At 32.5% G+C, this 26093-nt stretch carries 23 protein-coding genes; 15 read left to right on the forward strand and 8 right to left on the reverse strand.

Annotation, left to right across the window (positions count from 1 at the left end; all coding sequences use genetic code 11):
* Window positions 1-73 precede the first annotated feature (73 nt).
* Complete coding sequence (locus Q0870_RS03705; RefSeq protein ID WP_298551205.1) at window positions 74-2368, forward strand: type IA DNA topoisomerase; 2295 nt, start codon at window positions 74-76, stop codon at window positions 2366-2368.
* Entirely contained in the window at window positions 2355-2957 is a 603-nt protein-coding gene (locus Q0870_RS03710; RefSeq protein WP_298551207.1) for a pseudouridine synthase, read from the forward strand. Before Q0870_RS03705 ends, Q0870_RS03710 begins: the two co-directional genes overlap by 14 nt.
* Before the next feature lie 229 nt (window positions 2958-3186).
* Here Q0870_RS03710 and Q0870_RS03715 read toward each other — a convergent pair whose 3' ends face one another.
* Together Q0870_RS03715 and Q0870_RS03720 are read right to left on the reverse strand one after the other, a co-directional pair.
* Window positions 3187-3813 (reverse strand): hypothetical protein, encoded by a 627-nt coding sequence (locus Q0870_RS03715; protein ID WP_298551209.1) that lies wholly within the window; start codon window positions 3811-3813, stop codon window positions 3187-3189.
* Between the two features lie 4 nt (window positions 3814-3817).
* Entirely contained in the window at window positions 3818-4312 is a 495-nt protein-coding gene (locus Q0870_RS03720; RefSeq protein WP_298551211.1) for a sigma-70 family RNA polymerase sigma factor, read from the reverse strand.
* A 614-nt stretch (window positions 4313-4926) separates the two neighbouring features.
* Here Q0870_RS03720 and Q0870_RS03725 point away from each other — a divergent pair.
* Window positions 4927-7080: a TonB-dependent receptor gene (locus tag Q0870_RS03725; RefSeq protein ID WP_298551213.1), complete on the forward strand. Its 2154-nt coding sequence runs from the start codon at window positions 4927-4929 to the stop codon at window positions 7078-7080.
* Window positions 7081-7358: 278 nt separating this feature from the next.
* Here the strand turns inward: Q0870_RS03725 and Q0870_RS03730 are convergent, their stop codons facing one another.
* Complete coding sequence (locus Q0870_RS03730) at window positions 7359-8078, reverse strand: RDD family protein (RefSeq protein ID WP_298551215.1); 720 nt, start codon at window positions 8076-8078, stop codon at window positions 7359-7361.
* A 187-nt stretch (window positions 8079-8265) separates the two neighbouring features.
* Here Q0870_RS03730 and Q0870_RS03735 point away from each other — a divergent pair, with 187 nt between their 5' ends.
* From Q0870_RS03735 to Q0870_RS03755, 5 genes are all read left to right on the forward strand, one after another.
* Window positions 8266-9255 (forward strand): stage II sporulation protein M, encoded by a 990-nt coding sequence (locus Q0870_RS03735; protein WP_298551217.1) that lies wholly within the window; start codon window positions 8266-8268, stop codon window positions 9253-9255.
* 38 nt (window positions 9256-9293) lie between these two features.
* Window positions 9294-9977, forward strand: coding sequence for a hypothetical protein (locus tag Q0870_RS03740; RefSeq protein WP_298551219.1), 684 nt, complete (start codon window positions 9294-9296; stop codon window positions 9975-9977).
* On the forward strand, window positions 9977-11182 hold the full coding sequence (locus Q0870_RS03745) for a DUF4350 domain-containing protein (RefSeq protein WP_298551221.1): 1206 nt from the start codon (window positions 9977-9979) through the stop codon (window positions 11180-11182). Before Q0870_RS03740 ends, Q0870_RS03745 begins: the two co-directional genes overlap by 1 nt.
* Before the next feature lie 2 nt (window positions 11183-11184).
* Window positions 11185-12261 (forward strand): MoxR family ATPase, encoded by a 1077-nt coding sequence (locus tag Q0870_RS03750; RefSeq protein WP_298551223.1) that lies wholly within the window; start codon window positions 11185-11187, stop codon window positions 12259-12261.
* Between the two features lie 74 nt (window positions 12262-12335).
* A complete protein-coding gene (locus Q0870_RS03755) occupies window positions 12336-13667 on the forward strand; it encodes a DUF58 domain-containing protein (RefSeq protein ID WP_298551225.1) in 1332 nt (443 codons plus the stop codon).
* A 209-nt stretch (window positions 13668-13876) separates the two neighbouring features.
* On the opposite strand, the gene Q0870_RS03760 is transcribed toward Q0870_RS03755, so the two are convergent.
* On the reverse strand, window positions 13877-15319 hold the full coding sequence (locus tag Q0870_RS03760; RefSeq protein ID WP_298551226.1) for an ATP-binding protein: 1443 nt from the start codon (window positions 15317-15319) through the stop codon (window positions 13877-13879).
* A gap of 347 nt (window positions 15320-15666) precedes the next feature.
* Here Q0870_RS03760 and Q0870_RS03765 point away from each other — a divergent pair, with 347 nt between their 5' ends.
* Both Q0870_RS03765 and Q0870_RS03770 read left to right on the forward strand, forming a co-directional pair.
* The gene (locus tag Q0870_RS03765) at window positions 15667-16089 is read left to right on the forward strand and encodes a DUF2141 domain-containing protein (protein WP_298551227.1); all 423 of its coding nucleotides are present in this window, start codon (window positions 15667-15669) and stop codon (window positions 16087-16089) included.
* Between the two features lie 225 nt (window positions 16090-16314).
* On the forward strand, window positions 16315-17253 hold the full coding sequence (locus Q0870_RS03770) for a LysR substrate-binding domain-containing protein (RefSeq protein ID WP_298551228.1): 939 nt from the start codon (window positions 16315-16317) through the stop codon (window positions 17251-17253).
* Between the two features lie 231 nt (window positions 17254-17484).
* Here the strand turns inward: Q0870_RS03770 and Q0870_RS03775 are convergent, their stop codons facing one another.
* From Q0870_RS03775 to Q0870_RS03785, 3 genes are all read right to left on the reverse strand, one after another.
* Entirely contained in the window at window positions 17485-17679 is a 195-nt protein-coding gene (locus tag Q0870_RS03775; protein ID WP_298551230.1) for a hypothetical protein, read from the reverse strand.
* Window positions 17680-17800: 121 nt separating this feature from the next.
* On the reverse strand, window positions 17801-18601 hold the full coding sequence (locus Q0870_RS03780) for a TIGR00266 family protein (protein ID WP_298551233.1): 801 nt from the start codon (window positions 18599-18601) through the stop codon (window positions 17801-17803).
* A 174-nt stretch (window positions 18602-18775) separates the two neighbouring features.
* Window positions 18776-19231 carry a DUF4442 domain-containing protein gene (locus tag Q0870_RS03785; protein ID WP_298551235.1) on the reverse strand — a complete coding sequence of 152 codons (456 nt, stop codon included), beginning with the start codon at window positions 19229-19231 and terminating at the stop codon, window positions 18776-18778.
* A gap of 158 nt (window positions 19232-19389) precedes the next feature.
* Here Q0870_RS03785 and Q0870_RS03790 point away from each other — a divergent pair, with 158 nt between their 5' ends.
* The 5 genes from Q0870_RS03790 (at window position 19390) to Q0870_RS03810 (ending at window position 24012) form a co-directional block, all read left to right on the forward strand.
* Window positions 19390-19836: a DUF4870 domain-containing protein gene (locus tag Q0870_RS03790; protein WP_298338593.1), complete on the forward strand. Its 447-nt coding sequence runs from the start codon at window positions 19390-19392 to the stop codon at window positions 19834-19836.
* A 221-nt stretch (window positions 19837-20057) separates the two neighbouring features.
* Window positions 20058-20399 carry a PadR family transcriptional regulator gene (locus Q0870_RS03795; protein ID WP_099564330.1) on the forward strand — a complete coding sequence of 114 codons (342 nt, stop codon included), beginning with the start codon at window positions 20058-20060 and terminating at the stop codon, window positions 20397-20399.
* Complete coding sequence (locus tag Q0870_RS03800; RefSeq protein ID WP_298551237.1) at window positions 20396-22189, forward strand: PspC domain-containing protein; 1794 nt, start codon at window positions 20396-20398, stop codon at window positions 22187-22189. The genes Q0870_RS03795 and Q0870_RS03800 overlap by 4 nt, the downstream gene beginning before the upstream one ends.
* 105 nt (window positions 22190-22294) lie before the next feature.
* Complete coding sequence (locus Q0870_RS03805) at window positions 22295-23023, forward strand: head GIN domain-containing protein (RefSeq protein ID WP_298551239.1); 729 nt, start codon at window positions 22295-22297, stop codon at window positions 23021-23023.
* A 149-nt stretch (window positions 23024-23172) separates the two neighbouring features.
* Complete coding sequence (locus Q0870_RS03810; RefSeq protein ID WP_298551240.1) at window positions 23173-24012, forward strand: DUF2807 domain-containing protein; 840 nt, start codon at window positions 23173-23175, stop codon at window positions 24010-24012.
* A 72-nt stretch (window positions 24013-24084) separates the two neighbouring features.
* Here the strand turns inward: Q0870_RS03810 and Q0870_RS03815 are convergent, their stop codons facing one another.
* The gene (locus Q0870_RS03815) at window positions 24085-25629 is read right to left on the reverse strand and encodes an aldehyde dehydrogenase (NADP(+)) (protein ID WP_298551241.1); all 1545 of its coding nucleotides are present in this window, start codon (window positions 25627-25629) and stop codon (window positions 24085-24087) included.
* Between the last annotated feature and the right edge of the window lie 464 nt (window positions 25630-26093).

The raw sequence follows: 26093 nt of genomic DNA on the forward strand, positions 1-26093 counted from the left end.
AATAACTCATAATAACTCCCTTTCTGCAAACGCTTCAAAATTTCTATTTTGCATATCTATTCAAGAAGGAAAAATGAAAGTCTGTATTGCCGAAAAACCAAGTGTTGCCCGAGAGATTGCTGCTGTATTAGGAGCAAGTGCAAAGCGTGATGGCTATTTTGAAGGTAACGGTTATGCAGTAACTTACACCTTTGGACATTTATGCACTTTAAAAGAACCTGTTGATTATAAACCGTATTGGAAAAGTTGGGATTTAAATAACTTACCAATGCTTCCCGAAAAGTTTGAAGTAAAAGTGTCTTCAAATTCAGGTATTAAAAAGCAATTCAACATTGTAAAGAGTTTATTTGATAAAGCTGATTTGGTAATAAACTGCGGGGATGCCGGTCAAGAAGGAGAGCTTATCCAGCGTTGGGTAATGAGCGAAGCCAAATATAAAGGTGAGGTAAAACGTCTATGGATTTCATCTTTAACAACTGAGGCTATTAAAGAAGGCTTTCTTAATTTAAAATCTTCAAAAGATTATGACAACCTTTATTATGCTGGTTTTTCCAGATCTATTGGTGATTGGTTGTTAGGTATAAATGCAACCAGATTGTATACTGTAAAGCACGGTGGTTACAAACAGGTTTTATCGGTTGGTCGTGTGCAAACGCCTACTTTAGCAATGGTTGTTAATCGATTTAAAGAAATAGAAAATTTTAAGCCGCAACCATATTGGGAGCTGCAAACACTTTACCGAGAAACGCTATTTAGTTATGAAGACGGGCGCTTTCTAAAAAAAGAAGATGGAGAAACTTTAGCTAATAAAGTTAAAGAAAGTGATTTTGAAATTGAATCGATAACCAAAAAGAAAGGTAAAGAATATGCGCCAAAACTTTTTGATTTAACAGGATTGCAAGTGTATTGTAATACCAAGTTTGGGTTTTCGGCAGATGAAACCTTAAAAATAGTTCAAGCGCTATATGAACGTAAAGTGGTAACATACCCAAGAGTTGATACCACATTTTTACCTAATGATGTACATCCTAAAGTATCTGGAATTCTTCAAAAGCTAACCAATTATTTAAAATTAACGCAACCACTTTTAGGTAAAAAAATAAAAAAATCTACTAGAGTTTTTAACGATAAAAAAGTAACAGACCACCATGCAATTATTCCAACGGGCATGCAAACCAATTTGCAGTACAACCAGCAACAGGTTTATGATATAATAGTAAAACGATTTATTGCTGTGTTTTATGACGATTGTATAGTTTCTAACACTACGGTTTTAGGACATGCAGCAAAGGTGGTTTTTAAAACCACAGGAAAAGAAATTTTAGATAAAGGCTGGCGTGTTGTTTTTGAAAATCCAAACACTAAAGAAAAAGAATCTGGTATTTTGCCAACATTTCAAAAAGGCGAAAAAGGCCCGCATGAACCTTCATTTTTAGAAAAAGAAACAAAACCACCAAATCAGTTTACAGAAGCTTCGTTGTTGCGTGCTATGGAAACTGCAGGAAAGCAAGTTGACGATGAAGAGTTACGGGATTTGATGAAGGAGAATGGTATTGGAAGGCCATCAACACGTGCTAATATTATTGAAACGCTTTTTAGAAGGAAATACATTAAACGAAATAAGAAGCAGGTTTTACCAACGGTAACTGGAATTCAGTTGATTGATACGATTCAAAACGATTTATTAAAATCGGCAGAATTAACAGGTTCTTGGGAAAAGCAGTTGAAAGATATTGAGAAAGGTGAATATACCGCTGGAGCGTTTATAAAAAACATGAAACGCATGGTAGATGCTTTGGTTTATGAGGTTAGAAGTGAAAAGCGCGCCAATATTTCGCATGCTGCTACAGTAAAAAAGCGTACTGTAAAGGGAGAGGCTAAAAAGGGAGCAGGTATAACTGCTGAAAAATGCCCAAAGTGTAAGCAAGGGCAAATTATAAAAGGAAAATCGGCTTATGGCTGTAGTGGGTATAAAACGGGTTGCCATTTTGTAATGCCGTTTAAATATGGAGAAAAAAAGATTTCGGAAAAACAGTTTATAAGACTGCTTCAAAAAGGGTCTACTGTTAATTTAAAAGGCTTTAAAACCAATTCTGGAACGGTTGAAGGTTTGTTGCGTTTTGATGAAAGTTTTAAGCTGAAACTAGAACCTAAACAAGCTAAGACAAAAGAAAAACCAAAATCAAACGAATTAACGTGTCCTAAATGCAAAAAGGGGACCGTAATAAAAGGGAAAACCGCTTATGGGTGTAGTACTTACAAATCGGGTTGTGATTTTAAAGTAACGTTTGATGCCGTTAGAGAAAAAATAAATGGGCAAACACCAACTAGAGAGCTTGTGCATAATATCTTGAATGGAAGCATCTAAAACAAACCATAAGCATTTTATAATTTTTAAACCTTATGGGTATTTGAGTCAGTTTTCAAGTAACGACTCCAAGCAACAATCGAAAAAGTTTCTGGGTAGTTTATACGATTTCCCTGAAGGCATAATGGCTATTGGTAGATTAGATGAAGCTTCAGAAGGTTTGTTATTACTTACTACAAATGGTAAAATGAGTGCTCGTATAAACAGCCAAAAAGTTAAAAAAGAGTATTACGCACAAGTGGATGGTCTTGTTTCTGATGAGGCTATTGAACAATTAAAAACAGGTGTTGAGATTACTGTTGAAGGTGCTGTTTTCAAAACGAAACCTTGCACGGTATTTAAGCTGGATGCTATTCCAGATTTACCTAAGCGTGCTAAAAAGATTAGAGACGATAGGCATGGGCCAACAAGTTGGTTGTCTATAACTTTAAAAGAAGGTAAGTTTAGGCAGGTTAGAAAAATGACTTCAGCAGTTGGGTTTCCAACGTTGCGTTTGGTTCGTGTTAGAGTAGGAGGTATTTCTGTAAATACTATGCAGGCTGGTGATGTTGTTGAGGTTGATGTGTTTGAGGTTTCTAGGAGCAACTAAGTGTTTTAAGCTAATTTCTCTACTAACTTTGTTAGAAAAAAATGTTAATTTTGTTTAGCATACCTCTTCAAAAATAACCCAAATTTAAGTTTAAAACTCTAAGTTAGAAAATAAACCCGCGTTAGGAATTGAAGTGTATAGCCCACAGCCTGACGAAGGAGGTGCGAGGACTTGTAACAGAAAGCCCTCCCGATAGCTATCGGGATTGTGGTAACGCCCAAATAATAAATTAGACTTCTAGTTTTTCTAGTTCTTTATAATTTCTGTTTAAGCGCTTTAGTAAAAAGCCATAAATAAGCTTGTAAAATAGCCAAATAATAAGCATAAATGCTCCAATTATTAAGATGGATACTATGGTGAAGATAGCTAGTTGTTTGTCTGTGAATTTTGAAATGTTTTCTAGATTAGGGTCGTGATTTATGGAGTAAACCAAGGCTAGAGCAGAGGATATGAATATCATGACTAGGTTATAGATAACGTAGTATCTGATTATTTTTCGGGTGTTTATAATGCTTTTCATTAGTTTTTTAGCATTATCGGTTACAGAAACTGTTTTATAAGATTTGTAGAGGAGGTATATAAAAAGTAGTATTATAGCATAACTAAAAATAGTTAATGCGGTAACCATTTGCTCGCTTAAAATAAAGTTTAAGCGCTCTTTGTATTGTGGGGATGTTACATAGGGAATGGTGTTGATTAAAATCCAGAATACAAGTTCTGCGATACTAATGTAAAAAAGCGTCTTAACTATGGAAGACGATTTTTTATGCAGCATGGGGTAGATATCTTTTATGGATAACTTTTTTTCGTCTGGTTGCTTGTTCCAGTCTTTTTTTAATAGATCTAATTCATCCATAACGTTACGGATTTAAAATGGTTCTGAGTTTGTTTTTTATCCTGTTCATTTTCACGCGGGCATTTACTTCACTTATCCCCAATGTTTCACTAATTTCTCTATAATCTTTGTCTTCTAAATACAAAAATACTAGAGCTTTTTCAATATCATTTAATTGATGTACAGCTTTGTAGAGTACTTTTAATTGTTGCTCTTCGGTATCATCATAATCTTCTGCTTTTATTTTAAACTGTACATTTTCAAAATCTTGAGTTTTTATGCTGCGTTTTGATTTTCTGTAAAGTGTAATTGCAGTATTTAAACCAACACGATACATCCAAGTACTGAACTTTGCATCGCCTCTAAATTTGGGATATGCTTTCCAGAGTTGAATGGTTATTTCTTGAAATAAATCGTTATGCGCATCATAATTATTAGTGTACAAACGGCAAACTTTGTGCACAATATTTTGGTGCTTTTCTAGCAATTCAACAAAACTATGTTCTAGTTCTCTATTCAATGGTTTGGTTTAGTTACTATGTAAGTAGCTTAATGTTTTAAAACGTTACATGCCAGTGAAAATAAAATTGGAAACCCTTGGTTTTCATTTTATTTAATATGTGATATTTTTTAATGAATTTTAGTTTTGGTATTTGATATTTTGTTTAAAAACAAGAAACTAATACATTCTTAAACTTTTTGTTTATATAATCTTTATTTTAAACTGAATTTCAATTAGTTGAATATGTATTATAGATAAAAACTATAATGCTTTTTTAGTTAGTAATTAGCGTTTCATTACCTTGCTGTATAGCTAATATATAAAAAAAATAAACTAGTGTTATAAGGGTTGATTTTTTTAAATTAATATTTGTGTTTTTGCGTGTTTATATTATAAATATATGTTTTTTTTAAATTTAAAAATTGATTTTCGTTACTGATTTTGAAATCTATTTTGCGATTTTTTTTCTCAATATTTCAATTCATCCTGCAAATTTTACAGTTCGGTAATTAAGAGTTTTTGTAACTGCTTTTGTGTTGCATTTTTGCCTCATCAAAATGCGCTAAATAAATAACACTTTATGCTGAAATAAATTCAGCACAAGAAAAACGAACAGTAAAAATTAATCCATCATGAAAAAATTAACCATCATTTTAATCACTTTTTTGAGCTTTCAAATTTCTGCTCAAGATATAATAAGCGGAAAAATTATTAATACAAAAAATGAACCAATTGCGGGCGCCAATATTTATTTGGAAGGCACTTATGATGGAAGTACATCTATGGAAGATGGAAGCTTCTCTTTTAAAACTTCAGAAACTGGAACACAAACTTTAGTGGCTTCTTTTTTGTCTTATGAAACCTATTTGATGATTGGCGATATTTCTTTTATGAAAGATGTTACTATAAAACTTAAAGAAGATGTAAATACCTTAGATGCTGTGGTATTATCGGCAGGAACGTTTTCGGCAGGCGATAATAGTAAAGTAAATGTTTTAAAACCATTGGATGTAGTAACCACTGCAAGTGCATTGGGTGATTTTGTTGGTGCTTTGCAAACCTTACCAGGAACAACAACCGTTGCTGAAGATGGCAGATTATTTGTGCGTGGTGGTGATGCCAATGAAACCCAGATTTTTATTGATGGTATTCGTGTATTTACACCATATTCACCAACAACCAATAATGCACCAACTCGAGGAAGGTATTCGCCATTTTTATTTGATGGTATTACATTTTCTACAGGTGGATATTCAGCAGAGTATGGTCAAGCCTTATCAAGTGTTTTACTTTTAAATACTATTGATGAACCTGATCAAGAAAAAACAGATATTGGTATTATGAGCCTTGGAGCAACTCTTGGCAATACACAAAAATGGGATAAAAGTTCATTGAGTGTTAATGCCTCTTACATAAACTTAGCGCCATATAACGCTATATTTAAAAACAGAAACGATTGGATTAAACCTTTTGAAACTGCATCAGGAGAAACAGTTTACAGAAAGAAAACCAATTCGGGCTTATTTAAACTTTACGGTGCTTTTGATGCTACTAATTTTGAGCTTACTCAAGAAGATATCAACAGACCAGAAGGCGCATATTTTAAATTAAACAACAATAACTTTTATTTAAACGGATCGTATCAAGGCGTTTTAAACGATACTTGGTCGCTTTTTGGTGGTGTAAGTTATACCAAAGCTAAAAACGACTTTACCTTTATAGAAAGTGATATTAATGACACTGAAAACTCGCTACACGCTAAACTGAAGTTTAAAAACAGAGTCAGTAACCGATTTAAACTTTATTTTGGAGCAGAGTATTTTGCAACCGATTTTGAAGAAACCTATGAAGATAAAACCATCGATAAGCTAAATTACGGTTATAATAACAATATTATGGCTGCTTATGCTGAAGCCGATATCTTTATGTCTAAAAAACTAGCATTTAAAACAGGGCTTCGCGGAGAATACTCAGAGCTGTTCAAAGATTTCACCTTAGCTCCAAGAGTATCATTAGCCTACAAAACTACTAATAAAAGTCAGGTATCTTTGGCCTATGGTAATTTTTATCAAAACCCATCAAGTAATATACTAAAGTTTAATCAAGATTTAAAAGCCGAAAACACATCGCATTACATTTTTAACTACCAATACAATGCCGATAGAAAAATCTTTAGAGCTGAAGCTTATTATAAAACCTATGATAATTTAGTTAAATACGATACCGAATTCACAAACTTTAACACAAATTACAACAGCAATGGAAACGGTTTTGCACGCGGCATAGACTTATTTTGGAGAGATAGTAAAACCATCAAAAATTTCGATTATTGGTTAAGTTATTCATTTTTGGATACTAAGCGTGATTATAAAAACTACATAACTTTGGCTCAGCCTAATTTTGCAAATACACATAACTTATCTGTAGTTGGAAAATACTGGATTGATAAATGGCGTAGTCAAGTAGGGATGAGTTATTCTTATGCTTCGGGGCGACCATACACAAACCCTAACCAACTAGGTTTTTTAAATAAAAAAACCAAAGCTTTTAATAGTTTGAGCTTAAATTGGGCGTATTTAATAAGTCCTCAAAAAATATTATACGCATCTGTTAATAATGTGTTAGGCTTTAAAAATATAAATGGCTACCAATATGCAAATACACCAAATGCAAATGGTAATTTTAATAGAAGAGCTTTGAAGCCTGCTACAGATCAGTTCTTTTTTGTTGGATTATTTTGGACCATCAGTGAAGATAAGAAGAGTAATCAGTTAAATAACCTTTAGGGCGTTACCCAAAAAAGGGTCGGGCTATCCGTTATATCTTTTTAAAACGTCATAGCGAGAACGATAAGACCTAGCTATCTACTTAATACAACTTCTATCAATTTTTTACATGTCAATTTTAAAAAGGATGCCACTACTATCCCTTACGCGAACAGTAACTTTAATTAATATTTTTTTAACAGATTGTTATTAAAAATTCTTTCTAAACAGATCTCGATAAAAAATCGGGATAAGTAATTCACTCACTTTTTCTAAAAAGAAAAAAAGTGATTCTCTGCTTACATACTCTGTGTATAAAAATTATAATCTTTTAATACAACATCAATAAACTCCATATCTGTACTATGCTTAACGGTTTTTATGCCAACAACTTCAATTATTTTTTGTCGCAGTTTAATTAAAGTTTGATAGTCTTTTGTTTGTCTTGCGGCTGAAAATGTTTCTTTGATAATTCTGGCATCGTTATCAGATAGCTTAATAACATTTGGATATGTTGGCTTATAATTTTCTTGTAGATTTTCCAAGATAGTATGACTAATATTTACATGGTTTTTGAGGCCTATAACTGCAGTTCCCGCTGCCATATCACCAAGTCGCTGTGTTTTTTTATTAAAAAGCATTACAAAAAAACCAAGACCAAAAATGTAAACATCTACAATTCTGAAAAACCAGCGCACCACATAATCAGAAAACGAGGCTTGATAACCATCAATTTTCACTACTCTAATATTTAAAACTCGCTTACCAATGGTTTGACCTTGCAAAACAGATTCCAAAACCAAAGTATAAAACATAACAGGAAAACTAAGCACGGTGTTTATGGCTATTTGCGACCACTGATCCATATTATCAAACGCACCGAAGGTCCAATTTAAAACCAAGATATACCCAATCTTTATAGCCATATCAATAAAAAAGGCTAATAAACGTTCCCCTCCTCCTGCGGCATTGAAGGAAATTTTTACATTTTGGGTCGTGTTAATTTGTAACTCTGACATTTATTATTTTAATTTATCAAATATAAGAACTCATTTAATCTTTTTGGATTTAAGCGAAAATCAATCATTTTTGCAACCAGTTGAAGGCTTTTTAGAGTTGCATAGCATCATTACAGAACGAAAAAAGACAAGAAATGGATGCAAAAGGATTATTTTTTAGCAAATTTAAAAGGTTTAAACGAGTTCTATGAGGGAAGTTGCATTTATCAAGCAAAATAAAGAAAAATGGTTGAGTTTTGAAAAAGCAATCGTTAATAATGATTTTGATAATCCTGATGAACTAGCTTCTCAATACATTCATGTTATAAACGATTTAGCTTATGCGCAAACCTACTACCCTAAAAGTAAGGTAATTGCATATTTAAATCAGTTATCTGCAAACGCTTACCAAAAGATTTACAAAACTAAGAGTACAGATACCAATAGAATTATTTCGTTTTGGAAAACAGAAGTCCCTTTAATTTGTTATCAATATCGAAAATTTATTTACATAGCGTTTATTATTTTTTCGGGGTTTACTTTTATTGGTGCTATTTCTGCTGCTAATGATGGTGAATTTGTACGCTCAGTTTTAGGAGATGATTATGTAAATATGTCTCTTGAAAATATTGAAGCTGGTGATCCGGTAGCTGTTTACAAAAGTGGTAGTAATTGGGGGAGCTTTATTGGTATAACTATTAACAATTTACGCGTTGGTATTATTGCTTTTGTCCTTGGTGTATTTCTTGGCATTGGCACACTTTATATTATGTTTAACAACTGTATTATGCTAGGTTCTTTCCAGTATTTCTTCTATGACAAAGGCGTGTTTTGGGAGAGTGTTCGTGGTATTTGGATACACGGCGCCATGGAAATTTTCGCCATTGTTATAGAGTGTGCTGCTGGTTTAATTTTAGGTGCTAGTATTTTGTTTCCTGCCACACATTCTAGATATACCTCTTTTAAAATGGGAGCCAAAACAGGTATTAAAATTTTAATAAGTACGTTTCCATTTACATTTGCTGCTGGCTTTTTAGAGGGTTTCATTACACGCTATTCTAACATTATGCCTCATTGGTTATCAGTTGGTATTATTCTTATTACCCTTAGTATTATTAGTTATTATTATTTAATCTATCCTTTTAAAGTTCAAAAACAAATTACTCAACCTCAACGTTTAAGTCCGTCTCATACTTGAAAATAAAACAACTACAAATATTCGTTTTCCTAGTCATAGTGATTAGCAATTTCCAAACCACATTTGGAAGAACTGCATTACAAACACCTGAAAATATCAGAACATTTGATGCGGATTTTAAAGACCGATACGATAGTAATAAATACAATTATGAAGGCACAGACATAATAACCAAAACACAACCAGGTTCTGGTAATTATGAAGATTATAAAAAGGAAGAACTTGAACAAGAGGAACGAAACAATTCAGACGGTTTAAGTATAAATTTAGGTCCTTTTACGTGGTTATTTTACATCGCTATTGCACTTGCAGTTATCTTTTTAGTTTATGTATTATTAAATGAAGGTGGCACAGGTTTATTTACTATAAACAAGAATAAATCGATTAACACTTATCAGGAAATTACAGCTGAAAACATTGAAAATGCAGATATTCATGCTTTAATAAAAAACGCTGAAAACAATAATGATTACAGGCTTGCTATTCGTTATTACTACCTTCTTGTTTTAAAAACACTAAGCTTAAAAAATCACATCAAATTTGAAGATGACAAAACTAATAATGAGTATTTAGATGAAGTAAGTAGCAAACCATTCAGTAAAGATTTTGCATATACCTCTTACCTTTATAATTATATATGGTATGGCGAGTTTCCGTTAAATACAGATAAGTACAACAAAGCGAAAAGTAATTTTTCAAGCTTTTTAAATCAGGTTAAGTAATGAAAAAAATTTTACCTGTACTTATTATACTTGTAGTGCTTGTAATTACTGCATCCGTTGTTATTGGTGTAAAGCGTACCAAAACTGTTGACTGGGAACAATCTTTTGATGAAAAAAGTAACAAACCTTACGGGGTAAGTGTACTTTATAAAGAATTACCAAAGCTATTTAAAGATTATAAAATTAGAACCGTTTATCATCAACCAGCTAGTTATTTAAAAGCTAATTCTGAAGATGGTTATGGTGAACATGTTGCAGAGGGGACTTATATCATCATTGGAAATTCTGATTATTTAGAAGATGATTCTATTGATGAGTTATTAAATTTTGTGGATGCTGGCAACACCTTATTGCTCTCTGATTATTATTTCCCTCAGAAATTCCATGATACACTTGATGTGAGTGTTAACTTTGTTGAAAACAAAAAAGACAGTATTTCATATCTATCACTAAAACATGTAAATATTGAAGAAATTATACTCGATAGAAACGCAAGTGATCAATATTTTTCAGAGTTTGACTCCATTAATCACACCGTTTTAGGACATTCAAAAATTGATTACAAACACGTTAATTTCTTAAAAGTTCCGTTTGGAAAAGGTTATGTTTTTCTTCACACTGAACCTAAAGCATTTACCAATTATCATCTTTTAAAAGAAAAGCGTTATAAATATGCAGAAGGTGTTTTATCATACTTACCAGATAATCATGTCTATTTCGATTCGTACACCAAAATTCAAACAGGTTATGATGGCGATGTAGAAAAAGAATCTAATCTAGGGTGGTTTCTAGAACAGTTATCATTTAAATGGGCGTGGTTTACAGCCATTGTATTTGGAATCTTATTTATGATTTTTAATGCAAAACGCAGACAACGTATTATCAGAATTATTAAACCACTACAAAACACCACCATTGCTTTTGTTAAAACAGTATCTAATTTATATTTTGATACCAAAGACCACAAAAACTTAGTTGATAAAAAAATAACGTATTTTTTAGAAAAAATAAGACGCGATTTAAACTTAAACACCGATGTTTTAGATGAAGAGTTCACAGAAAAATTAGCCTCTAAAACAGGAAAGAAAAAAGACGATGTCAAAAAACTAGTCAATTATATTAATTTAATGAGATCAAAAAATGAGTTTTTTGAAGAAAATTTGATAAAACTCAACAAACATATAGAAGCATTTTACACCAAATAATTATGGACGAGAATAAAGAAGATAAAACACCTAAAGCGGAGGTGCCAAAACCAGAACAAGATGTTGTATCATCAATTGATGATAGCGCTTTACAAGAAGATTCTAAAGGTATAGAGTTTAAAAATAGACTTGATTTATCTGAGCTTCAACAAAGCGTCACTAAAATACGTGCAGAAGTTGGTAAGGTTATCGTAGGACAAAAAGACATGGTAGATATGTTAATTGCATCGCTTTTAGCCAAAGGGCATTCGCTTATTGAGGGTGTTCCTGGAGTTGCAAAAACAATTACCGCAAAACTTTTAGCCAAATCGTTGAGTGTTGATTTTAGTAGAATTCAATTCACACCAGATTTAATGCCTAGTGATATTTTAGGAACTTCAGTTTTCAATCTTAAAGACTCTGAATTCGAATTTAAAAAAGGCCCAATTTTCTCAAACATGATTCTTATCGACGAGATTAACAGAGCACCAGCCAAAACCCAAGCTTCTTTATTTGAGGTAATGGAAGAACAGCAAATTACTATTGATGGCAATAAGTTTAAATTGGATTCGCCTTTTATGGTTTTAGCCACTCAAAATCCTGTGGAACAAGAAGGCACATACAGATTACCAGAAGCTCAATTAGATAGATTCTTGTTTAAAATTGATGTTGGCTATCCCAATTTAGAGGAAGAAGTAGAAATATTATCCAGAGAGCATGAGTTAAAAGACAAACTTAAAACTGATGAAATAGAATCTTTTTTAACAGCAAAACAAATTACTGAGTATCAAAATTTAGTATCTCAGGTTTTAGTTGAAGCACACTTACTAAAGTATATTGCGCAACTTATTGTAGCTACTAGAAGCAATCAGTTCTTATATTTAGGAGCGTCACCAAGAGCATCAATAGCTATATTAAAATCGAGTAAAGCGTTTGCTGCCATGAGCGGAAGAGATTTTGTTACACCCGAAGATATTAAACGAGCAGCTATTCCAGTTTTACACCACAGAGTTATTGTTACTCCAGAGCGCGAAATGGAAGGTGTAAATAGCAAACAAATTATAACGCAAATTATTGAAACGGTTGAGATACCACGTTAGCAGTTTCAGTAACAGTCGCAATATTCAGTATCAAACGGATAAACCTTTAAACAAATCTACATACAAACAACACTTTGAAATTCTTTAAACCCTTCTACATACAACCCCGATTTTTCTATGTTGGTATTGGCATTGTGGTGTTGTTTGCTTTAAGTTATTTCATTCCAGTATTGTTCAATGTTGCACAACTATCCATTTTAGTTTTAATACTGCTTTTCTTTTTAGATTTTCTAATCGTTTTCATAGGTAAAAACAAAATAGAAGCGACTAGAATTTTACCCGATAAATTTTCAAATGGCGATAAAAATCAAATAAAACTTGAGATAAGAAACAATTATTCTTTTACCATTCACTTAGAAATTATTGATGAAATCCCAGAACAGTTTCAAGTCCGCGATTTCAAAATAAAAGATGTCGTCTCATCACGAAAATCAAAAACCATTCAATACAATTTAAAACCCACCGAACGTGGCGAATATTACTTTGGCAGTTTAAATGTTTACGCAGCATCTATATTAAATATTGTTGCCAAACGATTCACATTTCAAAGTGGCGCCATGGTACCCACCTACCCGAGTTTTAAACAATTAAAAAAGTTTGAGCTACTAAACATCAACCAAAACTCACTAGAATACGGCCTTAAAAAAGTACGCAGACTGGGGCATTCCATGGAATTCGAACAAATAAAAGACTATGTATTAGGAGACGATTTACGCACCATAAACTGGAAAGCCACCGCAAAGAAAAACCAGCTAATGGTTAATCAATTTCAAGACGAAAAATCACAACCAGTATATTCTATAATCGATAAAGGACGTATCATGAAAATGCCTTTCAACGGTTTAAGTCTTTTAGATTACGCCATAAATGCATCTCTTGTTATCAGTAATGTAGTTTTAAAAAAGCACGATAAAGCAGGCATGCTTTCATTTTCAAAACGTATAGAGAATGTTGTTGTTGCCGAAAGACGCAGCTCTCAAATGCAGCTTATTCTAGAAGCGCTCCACAACGTAAAAACAGATTTTTTTGAGAGCGATTTCAGCAGACTTTACAGCAGTATAAAAAGGCACATTACCCACCGAAGCCTCATTTTAATGTACACTAATTTTGAAACATTAGATGGCTTAGAGCGCCAACTCCCCTACCTAAAAGCCATTGCAAAAAGTCATTTACTGGTTATTATCTTCTTTAAAAACACAGAGTTAAATAGCTTAATAGAAAACAAAGCAGAAACCATCGAACAGGTTTACGACAAAGTTATTGCAGAAAAATTCGCCTTCGAAAAACGCCTCATTGTCAACGAGCTCAAAAAATATGGCATCCACTCCATCCTCACAACTCCAGAAAACTTAACTATAGACACCATAAATAAGTATCTCGAAATAAAAGCCAGAGGCTTATTATAATTTAGGGCGTTACCACAAGGGTCGGGCTATCCGTTACAAGTCCTCGCACTTCCTTCGTCAGGCTGTGGGCTATCCACTACTATCCCTAACGCAGGCTTATTTGCTGGCTGTTTTATTTTTTTAGAGGCTTGTTTAACTGGTTGTGTATGTTGGAACTATTAGCCCACTGGGCAGTCATACAATATACACATTGTTGTGTTTTCGTTTTGTTAATTACTAATTTTCATTTTAAGTGTAATCTCCCCAATATTGTAGGCGTAAACTGAGACAGGAAGATATGTAAATTTCAATCCTTTCACTTCTTTTGTTCCAATTTGATTAATTGAAGTTACAACAGCGGATTCAAGTTTATTTGCATCACAAAATTTAATTAAGCTTTTCAATTCTTGAGGCTTATCAAAATATCGGTTACTCCATTTAATTTCTACTCCCCAAACTGGTTTATAATTCTTTTCATCAACCAAAACCAAATCTACTTCCCCTTCTTGTCTTCCGTCTTTCCATCTTGCATATGTTAAATCCAATTGTTCTCTATGCATCCATTGCGAAAGAATTGCTGTTTCTACCATGTTTCCCATTTCTTGGTCAGTTTCACTTATTGGTGAAAATAGAGCAGTACGAAGTGACGGGTTGGTAAGATACACCTTGAAACTTGTTATTCTTTTTAATCTTTTAGCATTGACTCCAACCTTATTCAACACCTTAATTAGGAAAGCTGCTTCTAAATATTCCAAATATTTTTTTAGCGTATCTTTTATAATACCACTTTCCCTTGACATAGTTTCATAGGAAAATTCATTTCCAGTATTATAAGCTATGTATGTAAAAAATCTATTTAACTCTTGAACATCTTTGATTCCATAAAGACTAGGCAAATCACGAAGAAGAACTTTGTCTACAATATCGTTTTTAACATACCTACCCATATCACTCTGAATTCTTTCAGATAATACAACCTCCGGATAGCCTCCAAAATTTAAATAATGAATAAATTCTTTATTTAATGCTTTGGCGTCATGAGTTAGACAATATGATATGTCCATACCTCCATATTGAATATCGCCTTGAAAAATTAAATGGTCTAACTTTTTCAAATGGATATACTCTTGAAATGTTAACGGAGGTAGCAAGAAATCAGTAAATCTGCCTGCACCACTTTCCGTACTATGCCATTTCAATGCTGCGGCTGCTGAGCCAGAGACAATGAACTTAGTTTCGGGATAAGAGTCAACTAATACTTTTAAATGTCTTTCCCAATCTTTCAAATATTGTATCTCATCAAAAAAAACATAACAACCATTAAGATTCTCAAGGTTCAAGGACTCTTTGCAAAGAGTTAATATATCTTCTAGACTTAAATTGACATAAATAGGATTATCAATTCCAATAAAAAATAGTTTGTGAGGATTTGTTTTTTCTTTCAGTAAACTTTCAATGCAATGAAATAACATCACTGTTTTGCCAACTCTTCTAGGTCCCATTAGAACTACCGCTCTTTTAATTTTTCTTTCAATTACGAACGGATAAAATAGGTCAAAATATAACCTCTTAGACATAGAACTATAAGTGTTCGGAATCTCTTTGGTGATCCACCATGGGTTTTCATAGCGAAGACGTTCAATAATTTTATCTGTTGGAATAAGGTTTAGCATTGTTATTATTTATCTTAATACAACAAATATACACAAAATAAGTTGATTAAAAACTACTTATTATTACAAAAAACACAGTTTTAAGAAGATACCGACAGATATAAACTATTAATTCAACAATTCTAATTTACATTCAATAAAACACAATATTTCGTGGATATGAAATCGTTTTAATACTGCAACTCTTTACAAAATCATGTAATACTATTATCAATTTGTAACAGATTAAAACAATAAATACTTTCAATACAATTCATCATTAAAAAACCACAACTCAGTAACTACAATTATAAAAATGGCTGTTAGTGTTAGATATTTGAAGTGTCAAACACATAAAACCATATATCATGAAGACATTAACATTAATCATCGCACTAGTAGTATCCGTAAATTTTAGTAACGCACAAGAAACCAAAACCGGTAAAACAATTACCGTAACCATAGAAAACATAACCAATAATAACGGTAGTGTTATTTTAGGACTTCACACCAAAGACACCTTTATGAAAGGACAAGGCGTCAAGAGTGCCGAAAGCAAAATTGTTGATGGAAAAATTACAGTAACTTTTAAAAACGTAAAAGCTGGGAGTTACGCTATTATGGCATTACACGACGAAAACGAAAATAAAAGAATGGATTTTCAAGAAAACGGTATGCCTAAAGAATCTTACGGTATGTCTAACAACCCAATGAGTTATGGACCACCTCAATATTCAGCAGCAAAATTCGAATTAAAGAATGAGGATTTAGATTTAAAAATAGTATTCTAAAAACTAAAAACATAATAAAAAAAGCAACCTCTTAATGATGGTCGCTTTTTTTTAAACTAATTCCAACTATTCAAACTAAACTATTTTTTTAGACGCTTGTTTATGTCAAAACTTACATCTTCCAAAAATTATTTACTCCTAACTACAATTTTAATTTATAATTAACAGCTACTTCAATAAGTTTTATTGATAGTTTTTATATTTTTATAGCCTAAAGAGATATCAATGACTATTACACAATTATATTACGTTTTGGCTGTAGCCGAAAACCAAAATTTCACGAAAGCTGCTGAAAAATGCTTTGTAACTCAACCCACATTGAGTATGCAAATTCAAAAGCTTGAAGACCAACTGGATGTTCTAATTTTTGATAGAAGCAAAAAGCCTATTGAACTTACCGAAGTTGGAAAAAAAATTGTGACACAAGCAAGAAATATTGTAAACGAATCTTACCGTATTCAAGATATTGTAGACCAACAAAAAGGATTTATTGGCGGCGAATTCAAACTTGGTATTATACCAACAGTAATGCCAACTTTACTCCCTATGTTTTTGAAGAATTTTATAAAAAAACATCCAAAAGTAAAATTAAAAATTGAAGAGCTTACTACAGAAGAAATTATAACTAGAATAAAAGATGGTCATTTAGATGCGGCAATTGCTGCTACACCTTTAGAAGATGAAAACATTAAGGAACGTGTTTTATATTTCGAGCCTTTTGTAAGCTATATACCTAAGGAACACCGATTACATTCTAATAAAAAAATTGATGTAGCAGATTTAGATATCGATGATATGCTACTCCTTGAAGACGGACATTGTTTTAGAGATGGAGTTATTAATTTGTGTAAGGTTTTTAAAGACCATTCTGATGATCAATTCCAATTAGAAAGTGGAAGTATTGAAACTTTAATAAAACTATCAAATGAAGGTTTAGGCATGACACTTCTACCCTACTTACATACTTTGGATATTAACGAGAAAGAAAAAGCCAATTTACATTATTTTAACGAGCCTTCGCCAGCTAGAGAAGTTAGCATCATCTATCATAAAAGTGAATTAAAGATGCAGATTATAGAAGCTTTACAAGATGTTATTTCTGGAATAATACGTGGTGCTATTGCTTTTCAAAATGTGAAAATTATTAGTCCACTATCAAAATAAAAATACTAAAAAAGCAACCTAGGTCTAGTCATGGTCGGAAGAAATTCCGACCATTTTTTTTAAGTCTCAAAATGGTCTAAGTTTCCTTTGCAGTCTACAACAATCATAGCATAACTTCTATTCCATTTTTATTCAATGAGACTAGATGACTTACATTGAGTTCTTGTTTTATAAAACAAAAAAGCCGGAAGAATAAATCTTCCGACCATGACTAGACCTAGGTCGCTTTTTTTATTTTAAATAAATTAAACATTGATTTAATTCTGGGTTTTGCTGTACCATTGATTGAATAAAAATTTTAAGCTCTTCAATCTCATAAGGCAGTAATCTTTGTAGTGCCTTTTGTACTTCTTTGCAAAACAACGTTGTATCAAAACTAACTTTATTAAGCACAGTTTTAGTATACTCTAGCATTGCTCTCGCCATGTTCTTGTTAAGGTTTTAGGTTTAAATTAATAGTAGATTTTTTTTATGGGCTCTTTTATTTAGAACTCTAAATTTAATAAAAAATTACATTAGTCCACTATTTTAATAGGACTTTAACACATTAAAACCTGTTATCGCCGTCCAATAAATCGCCCAAACCACCTAAAATGCTTCCTTCTCCTTTGTCTTTACCACCAACTCGCGGAGCTGATGCCAATACTCTTCCTGCAAGTCTGCTAAATGGCAAAGACTGCACAAAAACAGTTCCTGGACCTTGCAACTTAGCAAAGAATAAGCCTTCGCCGCCAAATACAGTATTTTTAATACCGCCAACAAACTCAATATCATAATCTACAGTTTGATCGAACCCTACAATACATCCAGTATCAACTCTTAAAGTTTCTCCTGCTGCTAATTCCTTTTTAGCCATCGTTCCCCCAGCATGAACAAATGCCATACCATCACCTTCTAATTTTTGCATGATAAAACCTTCGCCTCCAAAAAGTCCGCGACCTAATTTTTTAGAAAATTCTATACCCACGCTTACACCTTTTGCTGCACATAAAAAGGCATCTTTTTGACAAATAAACTTACCTCCAAATGTTGTTAAATCTATTGGGATAATTTTACCAGGGTATGGTGATGCAAAGGATACATTACGTTTTCCAACAAGATCATTATAAAAGGCTGTCATGAATAAACTTTCTCCTGTTAAGATACGTTTTCCTGCTCCTAGAATTTTCCCTAAAAAGCCTGTATCTTTTTGTGAGCCATCTCCAAAAATGGTTTCCATTTTAATACCGTCATCCATCATCATAAAGCTTCCTGCTTCGGCTACTACGCCTTCTTGTGGGTCTAGTTCTATTTCTACGTATTGCATTTCTTCCCCGTAGATGCGATAATCTATTTCGTGTGATGTCATTTTTTATTGTTTTTTGTTGATTCGTTTATATGTTGATTTGTTTTGAGTTTTGTTACAAGTTTTTTTAAAATTCCAAACTGAGAATAAATTTATTTTCTCACAAAGGGCAATAAGTCGCAAAGAATTAAGAGACTTATTGACTACCGAGACTGAGACTGATACTGAGACTTTAAACTAGCTTTTAACTTTAACACTCCACTCAAAATTGAATGTTGACACTACACCCCCATCTTCATTTACCCCAACGGATTGCATCCATAAGGTTTGCCCTTCTCCTGTTTCTATGGCTTTTTTAAGTACTTCATCAATCGCTTTTCCATCATTGCAGGTAAATTTAATTTTTCCTGTGGCCTTTTTGGTAAATGTGGCATTGTTTGATATTACTAACATAGAGATACGTTTACCAGATTCTTGTATCTTACTTATCATTAATGCACCCGTTGAAAACTCTGCTGCCATACCCTGTACTGCCCAAAACATAGACTTAAAAGGATTTTGGTTTATCCATTTAAATGTAACACCTACCACACATTTCTCGTTATCGATATGTTTTGTTCTAACACCGCACAGATATGCTGCTGGCAGTTTAAACATAGTGTATGTATTTAATTTTCTTGGTGTTAACGTCATTATATTTTTTTTAATTCTCTACTAAGTTATGAAATTATAAGCTATTGATAAATGTTAAATTTATGTTAATTTTTAGTACTATGCGTAACAAAGTACCTTCTTTTAGACATATATTTGCATAGGAAACTATTATATGTTTTAATCAATCATCAAAAATCATGTTAGACAATCATCAAAAAAACATTGCCACTTTTATTCATTTATCTACCTTTAGTAGATTCTTTATTCCGTTTGGAAATTTTATTGGCCCAATAATATTATGGAGTGCCAATAAAGAAAAATCTGAATTTATAGATACGCATGGAAAACAGGCTATTAATTTTCAGATTAGTGTTTTTCTGTATGCCATAATTTTAGGAACGTTGACGATTCCGCTTTTTATTTTTAAAATTTTTAATGGCATTGACTTTATAGATTTTCATGGTTTTGAGAGTTTCCATATTAATATTGGAAAGCCTTCTCCGCTACTTTATATAGGTGGTGTTTTAGGTGCTTTTGCCGTAATTGGTTTTATTATTGAACTAGCCTTAATTGTTGTTGCGAGTTTAAAAGCTAGAGATGGTCAGGTTTATAAATATCCGTTAACTATTAACTTTTTAAAATGACACTATGCTTAGGCACACGTTTAGTTAGCAAATATGCCCGCGTTAGGGATTGTAGTGGATAGCCCACAGCCTGACGAAGGAAGCGCGAGGACTTGTAACGGAAAGCCCGCCCCTTTAGGGTAACGCCCAAATTATAATTTAGAATACAAATTTCATCAAAATAATCATCAATCAAATCAATCAAAAAATGAACAGTTTCACAACATTAAACGAATGACACTATGAAGATAGAAAACACAAAAGCACAAATGCGTAAAGGGGTTTTGGAATTCTGCATACTATCGGTTTTAAAAGACGACGATGCATATGTGGCAGAAATACTGGGCACCTTAAAAGATGCGAAGTTGCTGGTAGTTGAAGGGACCATTTACCCTTTATTAACACGACTTAAAAACGCAGGACTTTTAAATTACAGATGGGAAGAATCGACCTCTGGACCTCCAAGAAAATATTATGGTTTAACCGAAACCGGAAAATTATTTTTAAAGGAATTGAATACCACTTGGAGTGAATTACATAATGCAGTAACTATAGTAACAAGCCAAAAAACAACAAAAAAATGAATAAAACAGTCAACATAAATTTAGCAGGTATATTTTTTCATATAGATGAAGATGCGTACTTAAAATTGCAACGCTATCTGGAGGCTATAAAACGTTCATTTACAGACTCACAAGGTCGATCTGAAATTATAGCAGACATTGAAGCGCGTATTGCCGAACTTTTTAACGAGCGCGTGCAAAACGACAAACAAGTTATAAGAATTAAAGAGGTAGATGAAGTAATCTCAATTATGGGGCAACCTGAAGATTACTTGGTAGATGACGAGATTTTTGAGGATGAGCCCAAAACCTCGTACAGAAGCAGCAAATCTGCTTCTTCTAGAAAACTTTTTAGAGATACAGACAACTCTTATATTGGAGGTGTATCGTCTGGATTAAGTCATTATTTTGGTATTGATACTATTTGGATTCGTTTAGCTTGGATTCTTTTAATTTTTGGGGCAGGTACAGGTATATTACTATACATTTTACTTTGGGTGTTAGTTCCTGAAGCTAAAACTACTGCTGAAAAAATAATGATGACAGGGAAACCGGTTAACATTAGTAATATTGAAAAAAAAATTAAAGACGGGTTTGATAGTGTGACGGAAACAGTAACCGATGTTGCTAAAAATGTTTCAGATTCGGTCTCGAACGCCGCCAAAAATGTAGATGTAAAAAAAACTGGTAACTCCATAAAATCGTCGTCTAGATCTTTTTTTGATACTATTGGGGATGTTATTATGTTTTTCTTTAAGGTGTTTGCAAAGTTTATTGGCGTTATCTTAATAATTGCGGGAGCTGCTGCTTTAATTGGTTTAATTATTGGTTTGTTTTCAGTAGGTGTTGCAGATATTATACACATACCTGGTTTAGACTTTGTTGAAATGGCCAATGCTGGAGAAACCCCTATTTGGTTGGTATCTATATTTGCATTTTTTGCGATTGGTATCCCTTTCTTTTTCTTGTTTTATTTAGGCTTAAAAATTTTAATTAACAACCTAAAATCTATTGGTAATATTGCAAAATTCTCCTTATTAGGGTTATGGCTTATATCAATTATAGCGTTAATTGTTTTTGGAGTTAGACAAGCTAGTGAACACGCTTTTGAAGAAAGTTATTCTGAAAAAACAGAATTACCTATTACAGCTAACGACACCTTGAATATTAAAATGGTGAGCAATGACAACTTTAATTCTGACAGTTACCGCCATAATAGATTTAAACTAGCTTATAATGATAGTGGAGATAAAGTTTTATATTCTTCTGACGTGGATATTGTTGTAAAATCTACCACAGATTCTGTTTCTAGAATAGCGATAAGAAAACGCGCTGATGGCAGCAATTATGAAAAGGCTATTGAGCGTGCTAAAAACATAACCTACAATTTTGACCTTAATAACAATGTATTATCACTAGATTCTTATTTAACTACAAATCCTGAAAATAAATTTAGTGACCAAGAAGTTGATGTGATTCTTTATTTACCTGAAAACTCAGTTGCTTATTTTAATAGTAGCACAAAAAAGAGCTTACATTATAGAACTTATGATGGAAATATTATTTCTAGAGATAATACTAATCATTATATGAAAATCGGTTTTGAAAACGCTGAATGTTTGGATTGTCCTGAGGAAGATTTTGAAATTAATGTAGATACGCCAAGTGTAAAAATTAATGATGAAGGTTTAGAAATTAAAGCTGAAGACGCACATATAAAGATAGATGCAAATGGTGTTAAGGCTGAATCTGAAGACGTCCATATTAACATTAATTCTGACGGTGTAGAAATTATAGAACCTGAAAATTAACAACTCATCAATAAAATATAACAACTCAGGTATTTAAGTTACTAATCATCACCTTATTAAAAGATATTTGAGAAATAAATTAATCATCAAAAAACAAAAAAAATCATGACAACTTTAATCAAATTTATTATCGCAACAGTATTAAGTTTAACGCTTTTCTCCTGCAATTTCGACATGAATTTTAACGCTGGGGTTAGAGGTAATGGTGATATAATCACCGAAGACAGACCTGTTAACCAACCTTTTTCAAGTATAAGAGCTACTGAGGGCTTGGATGTTTATCTAACTCAAAGTAATAGAGAAAGTATTAGCGTTGAAGCTGATGGAAATTTACATGAGCTCATTTTAACTGAAATTGAAGATGGCGTTTTAAAAATTCATACCAAAAAAAATATTGGAAGAGCCTCATCTAAAAAAGTTCATATTAGCTTTCAAGATATTTCAAGTATTACTTCTACCAGCGGTAGCGATGTGTATTCAACAAATACAATTAATGTTAATCGATTAAATTTAAAATCTACTAGCGGAAGTGATATGAAACTTGATGTACATACTACTTATTTAAATTGCAAATCTACTAGCGGAAGCGATTTAAGAGTCTCTGGAAAAACGATAAAATTAGTTGCTGAAGCAACTAGCGGGAGTGATATAAAAGCTGCGGATCTAATGGCAGAGTCAAGTGAAGTAAAAGCAACTAGCGGTGCAGATATTACCATTAACACTTCTAAAGAATTAACAGCCAGAGCTACAAGCGGAGGAGACGTTAAATATTATGGAAACCCTGAAAAAGTTGATAAGAATAACAGCTCTGCGGGAAGTATAAAACAAAAATAAAACCAACCCGAAACAACCAACTAATTTTAAAACCATTTCAAGCTTTATGAAAAGTTTGGAGTGGTTTTTGCTTTATATTTGTTAGTGACTAATATGGCAATTTTGGGTCTAAGTTAGTAAAGCATTCAGTAATTAATCCATATTCAAAAATGAAAAAATTTGGCTCAGTTATTCTTATTAGCTTATTATCAATTTCGCTTTGCACTGCACAACAAAGTACAGAAAAAATTAAAGGAAATAGAAATGTTACCATCCAACAAACCAATATTGAATCTTTTCACACCATAGCCTTAGATGAAGATTTTGAGGTTGAAATTATTTTTAACAAAAACCCTTATGTTGAAGTTGAAACGGATGAAAATTTACATGAATTTATTGAATTTAGAGTTATTGATAGCGTACTTACGTTTAATAAAAAAGCAAAAATCACTAAAAAAAAGAAGCTATATATAAAAGTCACCTATAATAACGCATTGAGGCATATTGTAACTACAGATAATGCCGAAATATTATCCTTAGCTACTATGGATTTAAAGCATGGCACTTTAAAAACTAGAGGTGCTTCAAAAGCAGGCTTAACAATTAAATCTGATAATTTTGATTTTGATGGTGATGATAAATCTAAAGTGAAATTAAATTTAACAAGTGAAACCTGTTCTATTGCACTAAGTGGAAATAGTAAGCTTGAAGCTTTAATAAATACCACTGAACTTTCTGCTACACTTTATCAGCGTGCCAATGCAAATATTGAAGGCTCTTGCAATTTGACTAAATTAGAACTTGATAATAATACAGCATTTAACGGGAAAAACTTTACTATTAATACTTGCGATATACTCAGTGAAATTAGTGGTGATGCTTACTTAGAAGTTATAGAAAACATTACCATTGAAGCTTCAGGAAACAGCGCTATTTATTTATATGAAAATCCAAAGATTATTATAAATAAGCTTTCTGACACCGCTAAACTTCAAAAGAAGGTTAAATAGACGCATATTATAAATGACAACAAAAAGAGCATGAAAAAAGTATGCTTTTTTTATTAAAATCTAATTTCCTAGTTATATTTTCATTTTCGTTAATTCACCATTAACAAGCCTCCAAATATTATTTTTATTCTCATTTTTTAAAGCTTCTGGCAATACGTTATTAGGATAATCCTGAAAACAAACCGGTCTTACAAAACGCTTTATGGCATTTGTTCCTACCGAAGTTGATTGTGGCGCTGTAGTCGAAGGATATGGTCCTCCATGCACCATAGAATGGCAAACTTCCACACCTGTTGGATATCCATTTACTACCACCCGTCCTACTTTCATTTCCAAAATATCAAATAAAACGCTATACTCCGCAAAATCTTTTTCCGTCCCAAAAACTGTTGCTGTAAGATGTCCTGCTAAATTTCTAGCTACTTCTAAAATTTCTTCTTTTGTTGAAGCTTCTACCAAAACACTCGAAGGACCAAAATTCTCTTCAGATAAATTTTCACTGCTATTAAAACTCTCCATCGATGTCTTAAACACTCTTGGTGATGCAGCATTTGTTGACGCTTCATTTAATCCCACTGCAAGTTCTTCAACATTATTAATTGCTAAAGTCTTTTTAACACCTCTATCAAAAGCCTCTTTTATGTTTGGTGTTAACATAACTCCTGCAGGAATTTCACTTATTTTTTTATTTAATTGGTTGTAGAATTTATTAGCGCCTTCAGATTTTTGAACGAACGATAACCCCGGGTTTGTACAAAACTGACCAACTCCCATAGTAATAGACCCCGCCATTCCTGTAGCAATTTCTTCTCCTCTTTCTTCAAGTGCACCTGGCAAAATAAACACAGGGTTTGTACTTCCCATTTCTGCAAATACAGGTATAGGTTCTGGTCTTGAATTTGCCAAATCAAATAAGGCTTTTCCCCCTCCAAAAGAACCTGTAAACCCGACAGCTTTAATTTCTGGATGCTTAACTAAAGCTCCTCCTATTTCATTTGTATTTCCTTGTAATAATGAAAATGTTCCTTTTGGCATGTTACAAATTTCAATAGCTTTTTGAAATGCTTTCGCTACTAATTCTGAAGTTCCCGGATGGGCAGGATGTCCTTTTACAACTACTGGACATCCAGCTGCTAAGGCAGAAGCCGTATCACCTCCAGCTACAGAGAACGCAAGTGGAAAATTACTAGCTCCAAAAACAGCTACAGGCCCTAAAGGCATTAAGATATGTCTAATATCTGATTTTGGAATGGGACTTCTATCTGGAATGGCAGTATCAATTCTAGCATCTACCCAAGAGCCTTCACGAACAACTGTTGCAAACAACTTTAACTGATTCATTGTTCTACCTCTTTCACCTTGTAATCTTCCTAAAGGAAGCCCTGTCTCTAAATGGCATCGTTCTAAAAGTACATCACCTAAATTCAATATTTCATCAGCCACTTGATTTAAAAAATCTGCAATACTATTTTTATCTTTCTTTCTAAACACACTAAATGCAGTAGTTGCATTTTTAACAGCTTCATCAATTTGAGCAGCAGTTACATTTGTAAATACGCCATCCAATTGCTCATTGGATACTGGGTTTATAGCATAAAATACGTTATTATTACTCATTTTAATTTATGTTTTTGAATTTTAATTTTTATATAACCCCTGTTAAGACATTACTTTTTACCTTGACATCATATTTCAAATGTTTTGTATAACAAATAAAATGAATAAATGACTTAAAATCCAACAACTTGTAGTTTAATTTCACAAGTATTCTGATTTAGATTTAAGAAACATCAAATATGTTACTTTAAACCAAAGAATAATTAAAACACAAGTAAACCAACAACAGCATTCATATTTTTAAAAATGGGTATTAAAAAACAATTCATTCAAGACATTAAACTTTTAGTTAATGCCTAGTTTAATACGATTGAAGAAACTTTCTCTTTTAAAGTATATCAATAAAAAAGTCAAAGCTAAAAGCTTTGACTTTTTATATTATTTATTTGTCCCGTCCTGAAATAGCGATACACTAAAACATTAGTGTAATGAAAACATCGGAAAACACTGGGTACGTAAAGCGT

It is taken from the genome of uncultured Algibacter sp. (genome assembly GCF_947487575.1).
Taxonomy (GTDB): domain Bacteria; phylum Bacteroidota; class Bacteroidia; order Flavobacteriales; family Flavobacteriaceae; genus Algibacter_B.